This is a genomic window from Acidovorax radicis N35 (assembly GCF_000204195.1).
GTDB lineage: Bacteria > Pseudomonadota > Gammaproteobacteria > Burkholderiales > Burkholderiaceae_C > Acidovorax > Acidovorax radicis.
On sequence record NZ_AFBG01000021.1, the window covers coordinates 418,729 to 437,334 of the forward strand.

An 18,606-nucleotide genomic window follows, 5' to 3' on the forward strand; every position below is an offset into this window, starting at 1 on the left:
CTGGCGCTTATTGAATAAGCGCTAGAGCCCAATTTGCCCCCTATTGACACATTGGAAACCCCGGTTTCCACGGATCCCAAGGCCCACCATGACCGTTGACAACATCCCCTCCGAGCCCGAAGACACCGGCGTCTCCGGCCATGTTGAGCCCACCCTCGCCAAGATCGACACCAACCAGGCAGGGGCCAGCGAAAGCTACGGCGAAGGCGCCATCACCATCCTCGAAGGCCTGGAGGCCGTGCGCAAGCGCCCCGGCATGTACATCGGCGATACCAGCGACGGCACCGGCCTTCACCACCTGGTGTTCGAAGTGGTGGACAACTCCATCGACGAAGCCCTGGCCGGCCACTGCGACGACATCGTCGTCACCATCCACAGCGACAACTCCATCAGCGTGACGGACAACGGCCGGGGCATTCCGACCGGCGTGAAGATGGACGACAAGCACGAGCCCAAGCGCTCGGCGGCCGAAATCGCGCTGACCGAACTGCACGCAGGTGGCAAGTTCAACCAGAACAGCTACAAGGTGTCGGGCGGCCTGCACGGCGTGGGCGTGAGCTGCGTGAACGCGCTCAGCAAGATGCTGCGCCTGACCGTGCGCCGCGAAGGCAAGGTGCACGCGCTGGAGTTCAGCAAGGGCTTCGTGCAGAACCGCATCGTGCAGACGGTGGACGGCGTGGAAGTGTCGCCCATGCAGGTGCTGGACGACACCGACAAGCGCGGCACCGAAGTGCACTTCTTGCCCGACACCGAGATCTTCAAAGAGAACAACGAGTTCCACTACGAGATCCTGGCCAAGCGCCTGCGCGAACTCTCGTTCCTGAACAACGGCGTGCGCATTCGCCTGAAGGACGAGCGCAGCGGCAAGGAAGACGACTTCTCGGGCGCTGGCGGCGTGCGTGGCTTTGTGGAGTTCATCAACAAGGGCAAGACGGTGTTGCACCCCACCTCGTTCTACGCGGCCGGCGAGCGCCCGGCCGAGACGTATGGCGGCATCCCTGGCACCCACATCGGCGTGGAAGTGGCCATGCAGTGGAACAGCGCGTACAGCGAGCAAGTCCTCTGCTTCACCAACAACATTCCCCAGCGTGACGGCGGCACCCACCTGACCGGCCTGCGCGCCGCGATGACGCGCGTCATCAACAAGTACATCGAAGAAAACGAGTTCGCCAAGAAGGCCAAGGTCGAAGTCACCGGCGACGACATGCGCGAAGGCCTGTGCTGCGTGCTAAGCGTGAAGGTGCCCGAGCCCAAGTTCAGCAGCCAGACCAAGGACAAGCTGGTGTCCAGCGAAGTGCGCGCCCCCGTGGAAGACATCGTGGGCAAGCTGCTCACCGACTACCTGCAGGAGCGCCCGGCCGACGCCAAGATCATCTGCGGCAAGATCGTGGAAGCTGCCCGCGCCCGCGAAGCCGCCCGCAAGGCCCGCGAAATGACCCGCCGCAAGGGCGTGCTCGACGGCATGGGCCTGCCCGGCAAACTGGCCGACTGCCAGGAAAAAGACCCGGCGCTGTGCGAGATCTACATCGTCGAGGGCGACTCCGCCGGTGGTTCTGCCAAGCAAGGCCGCGACCGCAAATTCCAGGCCATCCTGCCCCTGCGCGGCAAGATCCTGAACGTGGAAAAGGCCCGCTACGAAAAGCTGCTGACCAGCAACGAAATCCTCACGCTGATCACGGCCCTGGGCACCGGCATCGGCAAGGCCGGTGGCACGACGGGTGGCGATGACTTCGACGTGGCCAAGCTGCGCTACCACCGCATCATCATCATGACCGACGCCGACGTCGACGGCGCCCACATCCGCACCCTGCTGCTGACCTTCTTCTACCGCCAGATGCCCGAGCTGGTCGAGCGCGGCCACATCTACATTGCCCAGCCGCCGCTGTACAAGGTGAAGGCCGGCAAGGAAGAGCTGTACCTGAAGGACGCCCCCGCGCTCGATGGTTTCCTGCTGCGCATTGCGCTAAACCATGCCAGCGTGACCACCGGCGGCGCCAATCCGCAAACGCTGACCGGCGACACCCTGGCCGAACTGGCGCGCAAGCACCAGATCGCTGAAAGCGTCATCGCCCGCCTGGGCAACTTCATGGACGCCGAAGCGCTGCGCGCCATTGCCGACGGCGTGAGCCTCAAGCTCGACACCGTGGCCGACGCCGAAGCCAGCGCCGTGGCCCTGCAGGCCAAGCTGCGCGAACTGAACACCACCGGCGCCCCCGCAGAAGTGGCCGGCGAATTCGACGTGCGCACCGACAAGCCCCTGCTGCGCATCAGCCGCCGCCACCACGGCAACATCAAGAGCAGCGTCATCACGCAAGACTTCGTGCACGGCGCCGACTACGCCGCCCTGGCCGAAGCCGCCGAGACTTTCCGTGGCCTGCTGGCCGAAGGCGCCAAGGCCCTGCGCGGCGAGGGCGAGAAGCAGAAGGAAGAAAAAGTGGGCGACTTCCGCCAGGCCATGAAGTGGCTCATCACCGAAGCCGAACGCACCACCAGCCGCCAGCGCTACAAGGGCCTGGGCGAGATGAATCCCGAGCAGCTGTGGGAAACCACCATGGACCCCAACGTGCGCCGCCTGCTGCGCGTGCAGATCGACGATGCGATCGAGGCTGACCGTGTGTTCACCATGCTGATGGGCGATGAGGTGGAGCCGCGCCGGGACTTCATTGAAACGAATGCCCTGCGGGCGGGCAATATTGACGTGTAATTTGAATTGAGTCGAATCGAGGCGGGTTGGCGGCTCGCACCCCAACCACCCGCCCGTTGCAGACTGGCGCCCGCCGCACCAGTTTATGCATACACCTTCGGAGCTGAGCCGCCATGTCGCTGCTGAAATGGAATGTGACCACCACCACCGCTGTTGCCGCAGCAACGCTTACGGCGCTGGCAGCCCCCGCATCGTCGGCCTGGGCCCAAACGTACAAATGCACACAGCCTGACGGCAAAACCGCCTTCCAGGACCAGCCCTGCCACATGAGCGGCGGCACCGGGGGCAGCGTAAACATCAAGGTCACGCCGCCATCCAGCGACGCCCCGCCGCCCCGCGCGCCCGGCGCGCAGCAGCCACTGCGCCAACGGTCACCCTACACGGGCACGACAGGCACCGGAACACAAACCGCCGATGCCCAGCAGGCACGTCAGCAGGCCGATGCCTACAGTCGATCCGTGCAATGCAACTCTGCACGCAGCAACCTGGGTGCTCTCAAGGCCCAGCGCCCAGTGTTCCAGTACGACAACAAGGGCGAACGGCAGTACCTGGATGACAACAAGCGGCAAGCGGAGATGGCGGCGGCGCAGCGTGGGGTGGCGGAGAACTGCCGCTAACGCGGAGATAGGCGACTCAGCGTGTCTTAAGACACTGCACCACGCCAGTAACTGGCACCCCGCCTTCAAAAATTTGCACAACAGCGCGACCGGAATCCATTCCATTCGACCAACAGCTTTGTAGCAGCGCTGGTCGTGAACAAGGTTGGTCATCGAACGCAAGGTATCTGTTCACCGATGTGCTGAACCTCCTGCAGGCGCGCGAGGGCCGGTATATGCTGCCACTGCGGCCGAAAGTGAAGTAGCAGCTGGAGAGAAACACTAGCACGGACTTCGACATCCGCATTGTCGAAGCGATCGGCTCTACAGCCTTTTCACAGTACCCTGCGCGGCGCGGCTGTGGCTGCGTCTCCGCTGTTCGGCGTGCCCGTCGATTCGATCAGCAGAATATGCGCCTCTGCACTCGCGCGCGGACGGTGCTCCACACCTTTGGGCACCACGAATAGCTGGCCAGCGTGCAAGGTGACCATGGCACCACCGGGGAGATCAATCTCTACGGTGCCTTTCAGCACCAGAAAAAAGTCATCCGTATCGGGGTGCCTGTGCCACTGGTACTCACCCTGAATCTTGGCGACCATGATGTCGTGGCCGTTGAATTCGGCCACGGTGCGCGGGGCCCAGTGGTCCGTGAACTGGGTGAGCTTGTGGGCCAAGTCCACAGGGTGGACTGCGGTTGTAGGAGGGGCGTTGGCGGTATCGGGCATGGCGGGTTGGGTCTGGGTTGGCTTGCATGGCCACGCCGGTGGGCGGGTTGTCTGCAGTGTCGCCGCCCGGCACGGGGCGGTCTTGTACATTTGTTGCATGCACGCCGGGAACGACAATTCCGCCGCACCCTCCTCCTCTTCTTCATCGCCCGCGCCGCCAGGCAGTGGCGGCAGCACCCAGCGCGACTGGGCAGAGATGCGGCCGCTGGCCTCGGGGGGCGTCACGCTGCTCAATGCGCATTTCACGCAGCACCGGTTCGAGCGGCACAGCCACGAGACCTATTCCATAGGCATCACGCGCTCGGGCGTGCAGACCTTTGCATGCCGTGGTGCGCGCCACGCCAGCCTCGCAGGCGATGTGATCCTGTTCAACCCCGATGAGCCGCACGATGGCAGCCGGGGCACGGATGCGGGGTTTGGCTATTCGATCCTGTATGTGGACGCCGCGCTGGTGCACGCCCTGGTGTCGGACCGGGCGGCTTTTGGTGCGGGCGGTACCAGCCATGCGGCGCGGTACTTCAAAGCGCCCGTGGTGCACGATCCGCAAGGTGCCCTATTGCTGCAGCGGGCGGTGGCTGCGGTGGCCGAAAGGCAGGAGTCGTTACACGGAGAGGAGCTCACCAGCGCAGCCCTGGTGGCGCTGCTGGGCCGCCATGGCGAGACCAGAGCGCACTGGACAAGCGACTGCCTGGACGCAGGCCGACAGCGCATGGCCCTGGTGCGCGAGTACCTGCACGCGCACTTTGCCGATGACGTGACGGTGCAGGCCCTGGCCACACAGGCCGACCTGTCGCGCGCTCACCTGACCCGTGCATTCACGGCCACCTACGGCATGGCGCCACATGCCTACCTGAACATGGTGCGCATTCGCCAGGCCCAGGCGGCACTGCGGCAGGGCCATGCGGCGGCCGACGTGGCGGCGGCCTGCGGCTTCGCCGACCAGAGCCACATGACGCGGCGCTTCAAGGGGCAGGTGGGCATGGCACCGGCACGTTGGCTAGCCAATATGCGCGGCTGCTGACAAGCGTTTTCAACGCTAGCTGCTGCCAGCGACGATCTCCCTGGTTCGGCACCTCAGAAAAAACGGGGCTGCCCCCTCATCAGCGCCTTCTGAGCGTCTGCTGCTTCCTGCACCGGCTCTCCAGCGTACCCCCTTCACTCCCATCCTCCAGCCCCGCATACACGCCGCACGGCCAGACAAGGCCGCCGTACTGTTCCATGTACCAATACGGTGGCTCCGACGCGCAAATGTCCATGTGCTTCACCCGCCAGACGGCGCCGGATTTGTGCAAGACCACCCAGAGCATCTTGTCCAGATCAGGGTGGCAACCATCGGACAGGCTCCAGTCCATGCCCTTGCCTGAGGCAGCCACGATGCTGCCCACCAACACCGCCCAGTTGCGGTCCACATTGAGTCGGTCTACTTTGATCCGCACGGGCTGGCCGGCCAGGGTTGCCGCCTTCGGCCGCACCGCGTCGAGCAGGTCTTTGCGGGCGAGCTGGCTCAGTTCCGTAGCCCCCGCGCTGAAGCAAGTGGCAATGAGCGCCAGAAATAGTACGAGTCGCTTGGGCATGACGTAGGAAAACCTGAACTTTGGTGGACCGGACCACCAGGGGCTGCCGCCAGTAGACTCGGGCGAGCCACTGGGCGTCATCGGTGACAAATGGGTGCCCGACACACTGCCCTTTTAGCAGACGAGACTACTGCGCACGGCGACGGGTTGGAGATTGCTACCATCCAACTCCCATGAAATCCCCTATCTCCATCGTTGACGTCGACCGCCTCGACACCTGGACCCGCTACCGCGCAGGCCTGTGCGACAACTGCGCGGCCAACTGCTGCACGATGCCTCTGGAGGCGCAGCTTTCGGACCTGGTGCGGCTGGAGCTGGTGGACCCGTTCGAGGCCGAGCATGAAGAGCCCCGGCACATTGCCAAGCGGCTGCAGAAAGCGCGGCTGATCGACCACTTCAACCACAAGAACGCGATCTTCACGATGGCGCGGCGGGCCAGTGGGGACTGCAATTTTCTCGACCCGAAAACGCGGCTGTGCACGGTGTACGACAAGCGGCCCGAGACTTGCCGGCTGCACCCACAGAAGAAGAGCCCCAAGCCTGGGTACTGCGCCTATGGGGCTCGGGATTTGCAGCGCAGGGGCTGAGCGCGGCAGAGGCGCCCCGACCAGCGCCTCCACTTCAAGACTAGACCGTCTCCCGCTGAACAAAGCCTGCCAAAAGCTCCGCAGGCTCTGCCAAACTGCCCACCTCCACCCCATCCACCCGCGCATGCGGCGGCCCCTGGTGGGCCCAGTCGATGAGGGATTGCACAGCTTCGGCGGGGCCGGTGGCCAGGGCCTCCACGCTGCCGTCGCGGCGGTTGCGCACCCAGCCTTGCAGGCCGCGCTGCTGGGCCGCCTGCACCATGGACCAGCGGTAGCTCACACCCTGCACGTGGCCACGGATGAGAAGGTGCCGGGTGGTGGTGGAAGTGGTGTTGCTGCTGCTTGGGGACATGGACGCACTGTATCGCCAGCGACCCGCCTTGGGTGCAGATTGCAGCCCGCCCACCACGGCAGCGCTCGACCAACGGTGCTGCGCGCGCTAAGCTGCAATGCTCTCGTGGTCGCCTGGCTCCTAGTTCCACTCCGCTGCTGCGCCCTTCAACCCTGCCCATGAACGCCCCCCGCAAAGCGTTGCCCGCCATCGACACCAACCGCTGCACAGGCTGCGGCTGGTGTGTGGCAGTGTGTGCACCGCATGTGTTGTCGCTGCAGGTGCAAGGCCCAGAAGCCTGGGGGCCCAAACGGTCTCAGCTGCACGACGCGGCGGCCTGCACGGGGTGCGCCTTGTGCGCGGTGCGGTGTCCGTTTGGTGCGATCCGCATGGTGCGGACCCAGCCCATCGTTGAAGACGTGTAACGCTACTGCGCATGCCTTTGCGCTGCCACAAAAATTGACAGGATGGACATCGCAACGCGATGGTGTCCCACATGCCCGAGCGGCGGGGCGTGGTGACATCGGAGGTTCACCCCATTCACCACCACAAGGAGCACACCATGCCTGAAAAGAAAGCCAGCGTTCACTGGGAAGGTGCCGGCAAGGCCGGCCAGGGCCAGATCAGCACCGAGACCGGCGCGCTGGACAAGTACCCCTACGGCTTTGCCAGCCGCTTTGGCGATGACCGCAAGGGCACCAATCCCGAAGAGATCGTGGGCGCGGCACACGCCGCCTGTTTCACCATGGCATTTTCCTTTGCCGCTGAGAAGGCTGGCATCGCCACCGAGACCATCGACACCACGGCCAGCGTGCGGCTCAGCAAGGAAGGTGACGGTTTTGTGATTGACCGCATCGCCCTCACGCTCACGGCCAAGGTGCCTGGCATGGACGATGCCGCGTTCCAGAAACTGGCGGCAGATGCCAAGGCCAATTGCCCGCTGTCGAAGGCACTGGCCTCGGTGCCAGAGATCAAGCTGACCGCCACGCTGGTGAAGTAACTAACGGGGCATGCACTGGCACCGGGCACACCTCGATGCCATCTTTCTTCGCCGCTCAGCGCGCCCGCACCGCTGCGGCCAACGCGGAAAACGCCTGCCGGTCCACCGCATGCGTGAAGGCCGTGTTGGGCACCGGGTGTGTGGACAGCTTCACCACCACCAGCTCTGCCGCCGGGTTGATGTGGATGTGCTGACCCATCAGGCCCTTGGCCTCGTAGGTGCCGTCAGCATCGTGGGGCACCCACCACTGGTTGTGGTACGAATAGCCCGCGCGCATGGCGGTACCGGGAGCCTTGCTGAACTGGGTTGGATCCGCCCCCTTGCGCAGCTCGGCGATGGTGGCGGGCGAAATGATCTGCTGCCCGTTAAACCGGCCGTTGGCACGCAGCATTTCGCCGAGGCGGCCCAGGTCGCGCAGCGTGGCGTTCACGCCCACGCTGGTGGACTGGCCGCCGTTGGCGTCGGCAAACACATACGCATCCTCCTGCGCTCCCAGCCGCGACCAGATACGTTCGGACAGCAGCGTGGCGTAGCTCTTTCCCGTCACGCGCTGCAACAGCCAGCCCAGCACTTCCGTGTCCACCGACTTGTACGCGAACGCGGTGCCGTGCTCGCCGTCTTTCTTCAGCGTGGGCAAGAACTCGGCCATGCTTTTGGCGGCGTTGCTGCCGGGCGGCGCGGGCTGCAGGCCTGCGGCGGCCAGGTACTGGAAGACGCCGGACGCGGGGTCGGCAAAATTCTCGGCGTACTGCACGGCGGTGGTCATGTCCAGCGTCTGCTGCACGGTGGCATCGGCCCAGGCGCTGGTGGCGAGCTCGGGCAGGTAGCGGGGGATCAACGCTTTCGGGTCGATCACGCCTTCCTGGATGAGTTCGGTGGCCAGCAGGCCGGTGAGCGATTTGCTCATGGACCACAACACATGCGGCTGGTGCGGCTGCATGCCGATGTGGTGGCGCTCGTACACGACACGGCCCCGGTGCAGCACCAGCAGGCCGTCGGTGTAGGTGGCCTTCTGCCAGTCAGCCAGCGTGGTGGTGCCGCCCTTGCCATCGGGCACGGGCAGCGCGTCGCCCAGCGTGCGGGCTGCGGCCGTCAACGCGCTGGGCGCGCCTGCGCCGCGCCACACGGCGGCCGTAGGGCCCAGCTCGCGCAGGTGGTGCGCGGCCCAGCGCACATTGGGGTATTTGAGGATGTTGGCCAGGCGCACGACCTTGTCGGGCGGTGGCGGAAAGCCCTGCATCAGCTGCAGCGTGGCGGGGTGGGTGGCGTCGGGTGGTGGCAGTTGCAGCGCCTGGGCATGGCTGGAGGCGGCCATGCAGAGGGCGGCAGCGGCCGCGGCGAGCGTGACCAGGGCAAATTGAAGGCGGGGGTACGGCATGGTGCAAAAGTCCTGCAAGGGTGAGTAGGGAAAGGGCGGGAAAACGATGGAAAAATGGGGGAAACGATTGATTCAGTGGGTCTATCCCCGCGCCGCCAGCAACGCGCGGATCACGGCTTCGGTGCGCTCGTATTCGCCCTCCCCGAAATGCTTGTAGCGAATGCGGCCCTGCGCATCGATGAGGTACGCGGCAGGCCAGTACTGGTTGCTGTAGGCCTTCCAGGTGCCGTAGCGGTTGTCCTGCGCCACGGGGTGCTTCACGCCGTGGCGGCGCATGGCCACCTCGACATTGCTGGTGGTGCGCTCGAACGGAAACTCCGGCGTGTGCACGCCCACCACCGTGAGTCCCTGGGGCGTGTACAGCTCGGCCCATCGGTTCACGTGGGGCAGGGTGCGGATGCAGTTGATGCAGGCGTACGTCCAGAAATCCACCAGCACCACGCGGCCGCGCAGCTGGGCCAGGGTCAGCGGCTCGGAGTTGAGCCAGCGCTCGATGCCGGTGAACTCGGGCGCGGGGCCAAAGTCGGGCAGCGTCGCCGCCTGGATGGCGGGCCCTGCAGCGTGGGTGAGGGTGGGCGCTGCCACGGCAGCGGCCACGGAGGCTGCAGACGCCAAGAATGTGCGGCGCTGAAATGAGATGGGTGAAGAAGGGTGCGATGTCATGGTGAAAACTCCTTGCTGCGGGCCGCTCACAGCCCGCCTGAACCCGATGGATAGAACTGCGACAGCCACGCGGTGACCTGCCCATCCACCTCCAGCAGCATGGCCAGCGCCACGGCAATGACCACCACGCCAAAGGCCTGCTGCACACGGTGCGCATGGCGCGAGATGCGGCGCACATGGCTGGCCGCAGCCTGGCCCCCGTAGGCGATGGCCAGCATGGGCAGCGCGGCGCCGGTGGAATACGCCAGCAACAGCACGACGGTGCCCACGCCGGGCGGCTCGGTGGCGATGAGGGTGAGGATGGAGGCCAGCACCGGCCCGGCGCAGGGCGTCCACACCGCGCCCAGGCTCAGGCCCAGCAGCAGCCCGCCCCAGTTGCCGCCCGATGAACCCAGCCCCAGGCTGGCCACGCGGCGGAGCACGCCACCCGCGTGTTGGCTCAGCCACTGGAAGGGCCGGGGCCACACGGTGAGCACGCCAAACACCAGCAACATCACGGCAGCGAACCGGCGCAAGCCCTCGGGCGAGACCCCCAGCACCTGCGTGAAGCTGCTGAACAGCAGCGCCACTGCGACGAACGAGAGCGCAAAGCCCAGTGCGATGAACAGCGGGCGCGTGCGCTGCGCCGTGCCACCCGCTACCGATGCGCCCAGCACCACCGGTAGCATGGGCAACACGCAGGGCGCGCCCACGGTGAGCATGCCGGCGGCCACGGCCAGCCAGGGCGAGGTTGTGGTCATTGTGGCGCCCCCTGGTCGATGGCAGGGCGGCGCCACACCTGCGTCTTGCCGAACAGCGGAATGCCCACGTAGGCGCGCACCAGCAGCTGATCCGGCTCGGCGGGGGTGAGGGTGGCGCGGTAGGTCTTGGCGTTCTCGCGGTTGTAGATCTCGCCCTGGTATTCGGTGCTGCCGTCGCCGCTGGGGCGCAGGCCCGACAGCAGGGTCATGCCCAGCGCAGGCCGCGCGTCGGCCGCTGCCATGTCAGCGCCCGGGGCGCTCATGGAGCGGTTGGCCAGCACACGCACCACCTTGCCACACAGGGTCTCGCCGGCGCAGGGCGCAATGTCCACCTCCAGGTTGCCGCTTTCGGTGATCCAGCGGCCCAGCGGGGCCTTGGCAGGCGTGGCGGCCAGGGATTGCTGGGCGCCTGCGGATTGGGCCAGGCACAGCGCCAGCAGCCCGGTCGTGGCTATCCAGGGATTCATCTTCATGGCAAGGTCCTCGTGAAGTTCAGGAAGACTGCATTGAAGCGAGCGGACGTATCGGTGATATTTCCTGGCAAGGCCTTTTGGTATGCGTGCGTATCCGCAGCGCCGCCCGACAAGTTCAGATACATACGGCCCGCCGCGCCGCTGCCACACCCAGGGCAAACCCCGGAGAATCACCACCCATGAGCACTCCCACCGAAGACCACATCCTGATCGTCGATGACGACGCGGGCATCCGCGAGCTGGCGGCCGAGTACCTGCAGCGCCAGGGCCTGCAGGTGAGCGTGGCGGCCGACGGCCGGCAGATGCGCGAGGTGCTGGCCACGCAGCGCATCGACCTCTTGGTGCTGGACCTGATGCTGCCCGGCACCGACGGCATCACGCTGTGCCGCGAGCTGCGCAGCCCCGGCGCGCCGCCACTGCCCATCATCATGCTCACCGCGCGCAGCGACGAGGCGGACCGCATCCTGGGCCTGGAGCTGGGCGCGGACGACTACCTGACCAAACCCTTTGCCGCGCGCGAGCTGCTGGCGCGCATCCACGCGGTGCTGCGGCGCACGCGCATGCTCCCGCCCAACCTGGCGGTGGCCGAGCCCGCGCGCCATCTCGCATTCGGCGACTGGCGGCTGGACACCACGGCGCGCCACTTGCTCGATGCCACCGGCGCGGTGGTGGCGCTGTCGGGCGCCGAATACCGGCTGCTGCGCGTGCTGCTGGACCACCCGCAGCGCATTCTCACGCGCGACCAGCTGTTGCAGCTCACGCAGGGGCGCGACGCCGACGTGTTCGACCGCTCCATCGACCTGCTGGTCAGCCGCGTGCGCCAGCGGCTGGGCGATGGCGCACGCGGCTCGCGCTACATCAAGACGGTGCGCAACGAGGGCTATGTGTTCTGTGCCGACGTGTTGCCCACTGCGGTGCAGACGCCCACGCCAGCGCGGGGAGGGGCCGCCGCATGATGCTGCGCTGGTGGCCCCGCTCGCTGTTCGGGCGCATCCTGCTGGTGCTGGCGCTCGGTCTGGCGCTGGCGCACGCGCTGACGTTTGTGCTGGCGATCACCGAGCGCGGCATGACGATGCGGCGCTCGATGGTGTCGTACCTGGCGAGCGATGTAGCCAGCTCCGTGGCCATGCTGGACCGCCTGCCCGCCGCAGAGCGCGCGCAGTGGGTAGACCGGCTGGCGCGTCGCAACTACCGGTTTGTGCTGACCGCGCCGCTGGACACACCCGAGGACCGGTCTGACATGGCCCGCCTGGTTGCGGGCGCGGTGGGCGCCACGCTGCCGCCGGGCCGCACGGTGCGCGTGATCGACCCCCACGTGCCCGGTACCGAGTTGCGCCTGCAGCTGCAGCTGGCCGACGGCACGCCGCTGGCCGTGGACATGGACGAGCCCCGGCTGCAGGTCTCGCCCTGGGTGCTGGGCGCGCTGGCGCTGCAACTGGCGCTGCTGGTGGGCCTGTGCGCCTGGGCCGTGCGCGCGGCCACGCGGCCCCTGCGCACGCTGGCCGACGCAGCCGATGCGCTGGGCGCCGACCGCCCCGCCGTGCCCCTGGCCGAAGACGGCCCGCGCGAGGTGCAGCGCGCCGCCCAGGCTTTCAACCACATGCAGCAGCGCATCCAGGCGCACCTGGAGGAGCGCATGCGCATCCTCGCCGCCGTCTCGCACGACCTGCAAACGCCCATCACCCGCCTGCGCCTGCGCGCCGACCTGCTGGACGACACCGCGCTGCAGGGCAAGCTGCACGCGGACCTGGCCGAGATGCAGTCGCTGGTGGAAGAGGGCATTGCCTACGCGCGCTCGTCCCAGGCCGTGCAAGAGCCGCTGCAGCGCGTGGACCTGCGCGCGCTGCTGCAGAGCATTGCGTTCGACTACGCCGATGCGGGCCTGCCCGTGACGCTGCTGCACGCAGACCCGGGCACCTGCGATACGCGCCCACAGGCGCTGCGCCGGCTGGTGTGCAACCTGGTGGACAACGCGATCAAGTTTGCAGGCGCGGCCGAGCTGAGCCTGGAGGCACAGGCGCAAGGCCCGTGGCTGCTGCGCGTGCTGGACCGGGGCCCCGGCATTGCGCAGGCCGACCTGGCCGCCGTGCTGCAGCCCTACGTGCGGCTGGAAGACTCGCGCAACCGCGGCACCGGCGGTACGGGGCTGGGCCTGGCGATTGCGAACGAGCTCGCCAAGGCGCTGGGCGGCCGCCTGGTGCTCGGGCCGCGCGCCGAGGGGCCGGGGCTGGAAGCGCGGGTCGAGCTGCCTGGGCAGCAGCCGTAGCGCGCGGCAGGTTCCTAAAAGTTCGAAGCGCGTGTGCAGGTGCGCCGCCCCACCGCGCGCACCCGCCCCACGCTCACGCCAAGACCCAGGCCGCTGCTACAGTGCCTGTTCCGTGGACTCACCAGGGGGAACGCCGTGGACAGCACCAGCACCAGCAGCACTACCACCAACGCAGGCAGTGCCAACAGCAACAGCAGCAGCGGCCCGCAGATCCGCATCGGCATCGGCGGCTGGACCTTCGAGCCCTGGCGCGACAACTTCTACCCCGCGGGCCTGGTGCACAGCAAAGAGCTGCAGTACGCCAGCCGCCAGCTCACCGCCATCGAGGTCAACGGCACCTACTACAGCACCTTCAAGCCGCCGACGTTCGCCAAGTGGCATGGCGAGACGCCCGAGGGCTTCATGTTCTCGCTCAAGGCCAACCGCTTTGCAACCAACCGCCGCGTGCTGGCGGAGGCGGGCGATTCGATCACGCGGTTTGTGGAGAGCGGCATCTCCGAACTGAAAGACAAGCTCGGGCCCATCGTCTGGCAGTTCATGCCCACCAAGGCGTTCGAGCCGGGGGACTTCGAGGCCTTCCTCGCGCTGCTGCCCCAGCAGGTCGATGGCCGCAGCCTGCGCCACGTGCTCGACGTGCGGCACGAGAGCTTTGCCACCCCGGCCTTCATCGCGCTGGCCCGCCGGTATGGCTGCGTGCCGGTGCACACCGATTCCGAAAAATTCCCGGCCATCGCCGATGCCGAGGCCGACTTCGCCTACCTGCGGCTGATGCGCAGCCAGGCCGATGTGCCGACCGGCTACACGCCCGAGGCGATTGCGCAGTGGGCGGATGGCGTGCGCGCGTGGACGGGCGGCGGGCGGCCGCGCGACGTGTTCGTGTACTTCATCAACGGCGCAAAAGAGCGGGCCCCGGCAGGGGCGATGGAGCTGATGGCGCAGCTGGGTGTGCAGGCATTTCAAGAAAAATAGGCTGCTACCGCTTTCCCATCAAGCGTCAATAGCTACTTAATTGATAGCACCATCACGTGCGATTCGATGTACGTGCAGACCACTTGCCGACAAGCCGCACGGCGTCTGCGCGCAACCACCACACGGCTCGGGCTTGACGCGCGCCCCGCACCGTCAGGTACACTGCGCCTCTTCATGCCGTACACCACCCCCGCCCTCGCCGCACGCGCCACTGCCTTCCAAGGCATGGGCATGATGCAGCGCGCGTTCACGCGGGCTGTGGTTGCACGAATGATTACCACCATTACCCCCGCGGCCACCTGAGCACGCGCAGGTGGCCGTTTCGGCAGCCACCTGGTGATCGCTCTCTTCTCCCCCAAGACGAATGCACGAAACCCAGCTCTGGCAGCTGGGTTTTTTTTGTTTGTTCGTTAGCCGGAGAAGTCCATGTACCGCGATCCCGTCCCATCCCTAGAGCCTCAACCGTTGCACGCTGCCACCGTGGCGATGCGCCCTCTGCGCGTGGGCATGATCGGCATTGGCACCGTGGGCGCAGGCACCTTCCGCGTGCTGGCGCGCAACCAGACACTCATCGCAGGCCGCGCGGGGCGGGGCATCAAGATGGTGGTGGTCTGCGCCCGCAGCCTGGCCCGTGCCATGAGCGTGGTGGGCAAGGACGTGGCGCTGACCAACGACCCCATGCAGGTCGCCACGCACCCCGATGTGGACGTGCTGGTGGAGGCCGCGGGCGGCACCGGCCCGGCGCGTGAATGGGTGCTGGCCGCCATCCGCGCGGGCAAGCATGTGGTCACGGCCAACAAGGCGCTGCTGGCGGTGCATGGCAACGAGATCTTCGCCGCCGCGCGCCAGCACGGCGTGGTCGTGGCGTACGAAGGCGCGGTGGCCGTGAGCATCCCCATCGTCAAGGCGCTGCGCGAGGGCCTCACGGCCAACCGCATCGAATGGGTGGCCGGCATCATCAACGGCACCACCAATTTCATCCTGAGCAAGATGCGCGACGAAGGCGTGGGTTTTGCCGAGGCGCTGGCGCAGGCCCAGGCGCTGGGCTACGCCGAGGCCGACCCGACCTTCGACATCGAAGGCATCGACGCCGCGCACAAGATCTCGCTGCTGGCCGCCAATGCGTTTGGCATGCCGGTGCGTTTTGCCGATGCGCAGGTGGAAGGCATCACCGCGCTGCAGGGGCTGGACGTGGCGTGTGCGGAGCAGCTGGGCTTTCGCATCAAGCTGCTGGGCGTGGCCAAGCGCCGCACAGGCAGTGGCGCGGACGGCGTCGAGCTGCGCGTGCAGCCCGCGCTGGTGCCCGCCACGCACCTGATGGCACATGTGGACGGGTCAATGAACGCCGTGATGGTGAAGGGCGATGCCTCGGGCGTGACGATGTACTACGGCGCGGGCGCGGGGTCCGAGCAAACTGCATCGGCCGTGATCGCCGACCTGGTGGATGTGGCGCGGCTCGATGGCACGCGTGCCGCGCAGCGGGTGCCGCACCTGGGGTTTCACGCAGATGCGGTCAACGAAGGCCTGGCCGTGTTGCCCCGCGCGGCCGTGCACACACGCCACTATCTGCGCGTGCCGGTGCACAGCGCGCAGCAGATCGAGGCCGTGGGCGCCTGGCTGGCCGCGCAGCACGTGCCGGTGCTGCAGGTGGCCTTGGCCGCCGAGAAATCACTGCCATCGGGCAGCCACACCCAGGTGCTGGTGCTGACGGACGCCGTGGCGCAGGCCACCGTGGACCTGGCCGTGTTTGCGCTGGCCGCACACCCTGCGGTGGCAGGCCCGGTGGTGACGCTGCGGGTGGAACTGCTGGAGGGCTGAGAACCCCGTGGGACACGCGATTTTGTGTCAAAAAAGGCGCTAGCGCTTATCCATCAAGCGCTAGCAGCTATCAATTTTGACAAACCCCGTTGCTCATGGCATCAAGCCCCCCAACACCAGCGCGGCCATGTCCTCTGCTGCGGATGTGCCCTCGGCCATCAGGCCCTGCACCACGCCCGCGCGGTCCGTGTCGGTACGGTTCTGGCTGACTTTCCAGATGCCTTCCCAGCGGTCCACCGGCAGTTCGATGCCCACGATGGCGTGCAGCAGTTTGTCGATGTAGTCGGGCGGGGCATCGTCAATGCGCCAAGGGTCCGGGCGGTGGGCCTCGTGCCGCTCACTCAGGGTGTGCAGGATGGCGCGCAACTGAACCGGGTCGTCCACTGCGTGGAGCGTGCCGTGGGCGTGCACGGTGGCGTAGTTCCAGGTGGGCACCTGTTTGCCGTCGATGGCCTTGGACGGGTACCAGGAGGGCGAGACGTAGGCCTGCGGGCCGTGGAACACCGCCACGGCGGCCTGCGGCAGCAGTGGCAGGACACCGTTGGCACGCCCCACGTGGCCCACCAGCGTGCCGTGGGGGCCACGCGTGGGGTCCAGGTACAGCGGCACATGGTTCACATGCAGCACGCCTTCGTGCGATACGACCAGGGTGGCCAGGGGCTGGGCCCGCACCTGGGCCTGCAGGATGGCCGGGGCCGTCACCTGGAACTGGCGGTTGGCAATCGTCATGTCAGGCCCCTTCCACTTCCAGCACGGGCGCGCAGTCGATCCGCGTCTTGACCGAGTTGGCCAGGAAACACGACGCGTGGGCGCGGTGGTGCAGGTAGTCGAGTTGTGCGGCGCTGGGCGCATGGGCCGCGTCAAAGCGTGTGACGGGGCTCAACTGCACCTGAGTAACGACGAGCTGGCCCTGCTCGTTCTTGGCCATGGTGCCCACGGCCGCGTCGGTGTAGCTGTTGAGCCGAAAGCCCGCACGGCTGGCCAAATCCATGAACCACAGCATGTGGCAGCTGGAGAGGGCCGCCACATAGGCTTCTTCAGGGTCCACGGCCGCGGCGTCGGAATACGGCAGCGGCACCACATGGGGCGACGACGATGCGGCCACGGTGGCGCCGCCATCGAAGTGCCAGGTGTGGGCGCGGTGGTAGCGCTTGTCCAGAAAGTCGTCGTTGCCGCGCTGCCAGGTGACGGTGGCGATGTGTGGGGCCATGGGGTTCTCTCAACAAAGGCGGATCGCACGGTGGCGGCCCGGGTTTCTACAATGGTTCTTCAGTTTATGGCGGCATCACAACATTGAAAGGGCCAATTCGTGCCTAGCCCTGGAGCCAATCGAGCCCATCGATCTACCGCCACCACCCTGCGCCAGCAGGTGTATGAGCAATTGCGCCGCGCCATCGAGCAGGGCAGCCTGCGCGCGGGCACGCGGCTGCCGCCGTCGCGCGAGCACGCAAGCAGCCTGGGCGTGTCGCGCAACACCGTGCTGTGGGCCGTGCAGCGGCTGCAGGCCGAAGGGTATGTGGAAGCGCGGGTGGGCGACGGCACCTATGTGTCGCAGGCCGTGGCGGCCACCTCGGCCGCCCCGCAAGGCCTGGTGGCGCCGCCCCGGGGCCTGTCACACCGGGGGCAGTTGATTGCCGACACGGCGTCGCGCTGGCGCCCCCCGCTGGCGGCCGCCAAGGCGTTCCGCATTGGCGCGCCCGAGGTCGCCACCTTTCCGTTTGTGCTGTGGGACCGGCTCACCCGCCAGGCCAGCGCCCGCCAGCGCGTGGACCGTGCCCAGTACCTGGACCCGGCCGGGGACCCGGACCTGCGCCAGGCCGTGGCGCAGTGGCTGTGGGCCTCGCGCGGCATCCGCTGCGATGCGGCGCAGGTGGTGGTGTGCTCGGGCTCGCAGCAGGGCATCGACCTCATTGCACGGCTGCTGCTGGATGTGGGCGACGAGGTGCTGGTGGAAGACCCCGGCTACCCCGGCATCCGCGCCAGCCTGCTGGGGCATGGCGCGCTGGCGCGGCCGGTGGGCATGGATGCCGACGGCATGCGCATCGACGAGGCCGCCACCCGCTGGCCCGCTGCGCGCATGGCGGTGGTCACGCCCACCCACCAGTTCCCCACGGGGGTCGGCATGGGCCTGGTGCGGCGGCAGGCGCTGCTGCAATGGGCCCGCGCGCACGACGCCTGGGTGGTGGAAGACGACTACGACGGCGAGTTTCAATACGGCAGCAACACGCAGCGCGTGCCCGCGCTGTGCAGCCTGCCGGGGTCCGAGCGGGTGCTGTACGTGGGCACGTTCTCCAAGACCCTGCACCCCGGCCTGCGCCAGGGCTTTGTGGTGGTGCCACCCGCGCTGGTGGAGGCCTTTGCCATGGCCCGTGCCATCACCGACCGGCATGCACCCGGTGATGCGCAAGCGGTGCTGGCGCGCTTCATTGCCGAGGGGCACCTGCTGCGCCACTTGCGGCACATGCGGGAGCTGTATCTGCAGCGCCAACAGGTGCTGATCAGCGCCCTGGCCGACGCCAGCGATGGCGCGGTGCAGCTGTGGCCCAGCGACCGGGGCATGCACCTGCTGCACGAAGGCGGGCCCGGCACCGACGATGAGGCGATCAGCCGCAAGGCGCTGGCAGCGGGTGTGATGCTGGCGCCGTTGTCGCGCTATGCCATGCAGTCCCCGCGCAGGGGTTGGCTGCTGGGGTACGCAGGGTATGACACGCCCGAGATCCTGGAGGCAGCGCGGGTGGTGGGGGCACTGCTGCGCGGAGCCGCATGAGGATGCGCGAGGCCG

The 18,606-nt window shown here is 67.3% G+C and carries 21 protein-coding genes; 12 read left to right on the plus strand and 9 right to left on the minus strand.

What is annotated here, in order from left to right:
- The first annotated feature begins 88 nt into the window (after positions 1-88).
- Positions 89-2,704: a DNA topoisomerase (ATP-hydrolyzing) subunit B gene (gene gyrB, locus ARADN35_RS0118895; RefSeq protein WP_010464940.1), complete on the plus strand. Its 2,616-nt coding sequence runs from the start codon at positions 89-91 to the stop codon at positions 2,702-2,704.
- A 113-nt stretch (positions 2,705-2,817) separates the two neighbouring features.
- Positions 2,818-3,321 carry a DUF4124 domain-containing protein gene (locus ARADN35_RS0118900; RefSeq protein WP_010464942.1) on the plus strand — a complete coding sequence of 168 codons (504 nt, stop codon included), beginning with the start codon at positions 2,818-2,820 and terminating at the stop codon, positions 3,319-3,321.
- A 314-nt stretch (positions 3,322-3,635) separates the two neighbouring features.
- Here ARADN35_RS0118900 and ARADN35_RS0118905 read toward each other — a convergent pair whose 3' ends face one another.
- Complete coding sequence (locus ARADN35_RS0118905) at positions 3,636-4,025, minus strand: cupin domain-containing protein (RefSeq protein WP_050812551.1); 390 nt, start codon at positions 4,023-4,025, stop codon at positions 3,636-3,638.
- A 97-nt stretch (positions 4,026-4,122) separates the two neighbouring features.
- Here ARADN35_RS0118905 and ARADN35_RS0118910 point away from each other — a divergent pair, with 97 nt between their 5' ends.
- A complete protein-coding gene (locus tag ARADN35_RS0118910) occupies positions 4,123-5,046 on the plus strand; it encodes an AraC family transcriptional regulator (RefSeq protein WP_244265924.1) in 924 nt (307 codons plus the stop codon).
- Positions 5,047-5,125: 79 nt separating this feature from the next.
- Here the strand turns inward: ARADN35_RS0118910 and ARADN35_RS0118915 are convergent, their stop codons facing one another.
- Complete coding sequence (locus tag ARADN35_RS0118915) at positions 5,126-5,599, minus strand: hypothetical protein (protein ID WP_010464948.1); 474 nt, start codon at positions 5,597-5,599, stop codon at positions 5,126-5,128.
- Between the two features lie 173 nt (positions 5,600-5,772).
- On the opposite strand from ARADN35_RS0118915, the gene ARADN35_RS0118920 reads away from it, so the two are divergent.
- On the plus strand, positions 5,773-6,186 hold the full coding sequence (locus ARADN35_RS0118920) for a YkgJ family cysteine cluster protein (RefSeq protein WP_010464949.1): 414 nt from the start codon (positions 5,773-5,775) through the stop codon (positions 6,184-6,186).
- A 40-nt stretch (positions 6,187-6,226) separates the two neighbouring features.
- Here ARADN35_RS0118920 and ARADN35_RS0118925 read toward each other — a convergent pair whose 3' ends face one another.
- The gene (locus ARADN35_RS0118925; RefSeq protein WP_010464950.1) at positions 6,227-6,538 is read right to left on the minus strand and encodes an acylphosphatase; all 312 of its coding nucleotides are present in this window, start codon (positions 6,536-6,538) and stop codon (positions 6,227-6,229) included.
- 158 nt (positions 6,539-6,696) lie between these two features.
- Between ARADN35_RS0118925 and ARADN35_RS0118930 the strand changes: the two genes are divergently transcribed.
- Both ARADN35_RS0118930 and ARADN35_RS0118935 read left to right on the plus strand, forming a co-directional pair.
- Complete coding sequence (locus ARADN35_RS0118930; protein WP_010464951.1) at positions 6,697-6,942, plus strand: ATP-binding protein; 246 nt, start codon at positions 6,697-6,699, stop codon at positions 6,940-6,942.
- Between the two features lie 137 nt (positions 6,943-7,079).
- Positions 7,080-7,517, plus strand: a complete 438-nt coding sequence (locus ARADN35_RS0118935) for an OsmC family protein (RefSeq protein ID WP_010464952.1) — start codon at positions 7,080-7,082, stop codon at positions 7,515-7,517.
- Positions 7,518-7,572: 55 nt separating this feature from the next.
- Here ARADN35_RS0118935 and ARADN35_RS0118940 read toward each other — a convergent pair whose 3' ends face one another.
- The 4 genes from ARADN35_RS0118940 to ARADN35_RS0118955 form a co-directional block, all read right to left on the minus strand.
- Positions 7,573-8,895, minus strand: a complete 1,323-nt coding sequence (locus ARADN35_RS0118940) for a serine hydrolase domain-containing protein (RefSeq protein WP_010464953.1) — start codon at positions 8,893-8,895, stop codon at positions 7,573-7,575.
- 81 nt (positions 8,896-8,976) lie between these two features.
- Entirely contained in the window at positions 8,977-9,558 is a 582-nt protein-coding gene (locus ARADN35_RS0118945; RefSeq protein ID WP_010464954.1) for a thioredoxin family protein, read from the minus strand.
- A 26-nt stretch (positions 9,559-9,584) separates the two neighbouring features.
- A complete protein-coding gene (locus ARADN35_RS0118950; protein WP_010464955.1) occupies positions 9,585-10,298 on the minus strand; it encodes a cytochrome c biogenesis CcdA family protein in 714 nt (237 codons plus the stop codon).
- Complete coding sequence (locus ARADN35_RS0118955) at positions 10,295-10,771, minus strand: DUF2147 domain-containing protein (RefSeq protein WP_010464956.1); 477 nt, start codon at positions 10,769-10,771, stop codon at positions 10,295-10,297. Before ARADN35_RS0118955 ends, ARADN35_RS0118950 begins: the two co-directional genes overlap by 4 nt.
- A 179-nt stretch (positions 10,772-10,950) precedes the next feature.
- On the opposite strand from ARADN35_RS0118955, the gene ARADN35_RS0118960 reads away from it, so the two are divergent.
- The 5 genes from ARADN35_RS0118960 (at position 10,951) to ARADN35_RS0118980 (ending at position 15,824) form a co-directional block, all read left to right on the plus strand.
- Positions 10,951-11,727 carry a response regulator gene (locus ARADN35_RS0118960; protein ID WP_010464957.1) on the plus strand — a complete coding sequence of 259 codons (777 nt, stop codon included), beginning with the start codon at positions 10,951-10,953 and terminating at the stop codon, positions 11,725-11,727.
- Positions 11,724-13,037: an ATP-binding protein gene (locus ARADN35_RS0118965; RefSeq protein WP_010464958.1), complete on the plus strand. Its 1,314-nt coding sequence runs from the start codon at positions 11,724-11,726 to the stop codon at positions 13,035-13,037. The genes ARADN35_RS0118960 and ARADN35_RS0118965 overlap by 4 nt, the downstream gene beginning before the upstream one ends.
- Positions 13,038-13,172: 135 nt before the next feature.
- Entirely contained in the window at positions 13,173-14,006 is an 834-nt protein-coding gene (locus ARADN35_RS0118970) for a DUF72 domain-containing protein (protein WP_010464959.1), read from the plus strand.
- Positions 14,007-14,180: 174 nt separating this feature from the next.
- Positions 14,181-14,309, plus strand: a complete 129-nt coding sequence (locus ARADN35_RS28700) for a hypothetical protein (RefSeq protein WP_010464960.1) — start codon at positions 14,181-14,183, stop codon at positions 14,307-14,309.
- Positions 14,310-14,432: 123 nt separating this feature from the next.
- Positions 14,433-15,824 carry a homoserine dehydrogenase gene (locus tag ARADN35_RS0118980; protein WP_029414188.1) on the plus strand — a complete coding sequence of 464 codons (1,392 nt, stop codon included), beginning with the start codon at positions 14,433-14,435 and terminating at the stop codon, positions 15,822-15,824.
- Positions 15,825-15,917: 93 nt separating this feature from the next.
- Here the strand turns inward: ARADN35_RS0118980 and ARADN35_RS0118985 are convergent, their stop codons facing one another.
- Both ARADN35_RS0118985 and ARADN35_RS0118990 read right to left on the minus strand, forming a co-directional pair.
- Positions 15,918-16,553: an FMN-binding negative transcriptional regulator gene (locus ARADN35_RS0118985; RefSeq protein WP_010464962.1), complete on the minus strand. Its 636-nt coding sequence runs from the start codon at positions 16,551-16,553 to the stop codon at positions 15,918-15,920.
- 1 nt (position 16,554) lies between these two features.
- Positions 16,555-17,034 (minus strand): OsmC family protein, encoded by a 480-nt coding sequence (locus tag ARADN35_RS0118990; protein ID WP_010464963.1) that lies wholly within the window; start codon positions 17,032-17,034, stop codon positions 16,555-16,557.
- A 99-nt stretch (positions 17,035-17,133) separates the two neighbouring features.
- On the opposite strand from ARADN35_RS0118990, the gene pdxR reads away from it, so the two are divergent.
- A complete protein-coding gene (gene pdxR / locus ARADN35_RS0118995; RefSeq protein ID WP_029414189.1) occupies positions 17,134-18,591 on the plus strand; it encodes a MocR-like pyridoxine biosynthesis transcription factor PdxR in 1,458 nt (485 codons plus the stop codon).
- Positions 18,592-18,606: the final 15 nt, after the last annotated feature.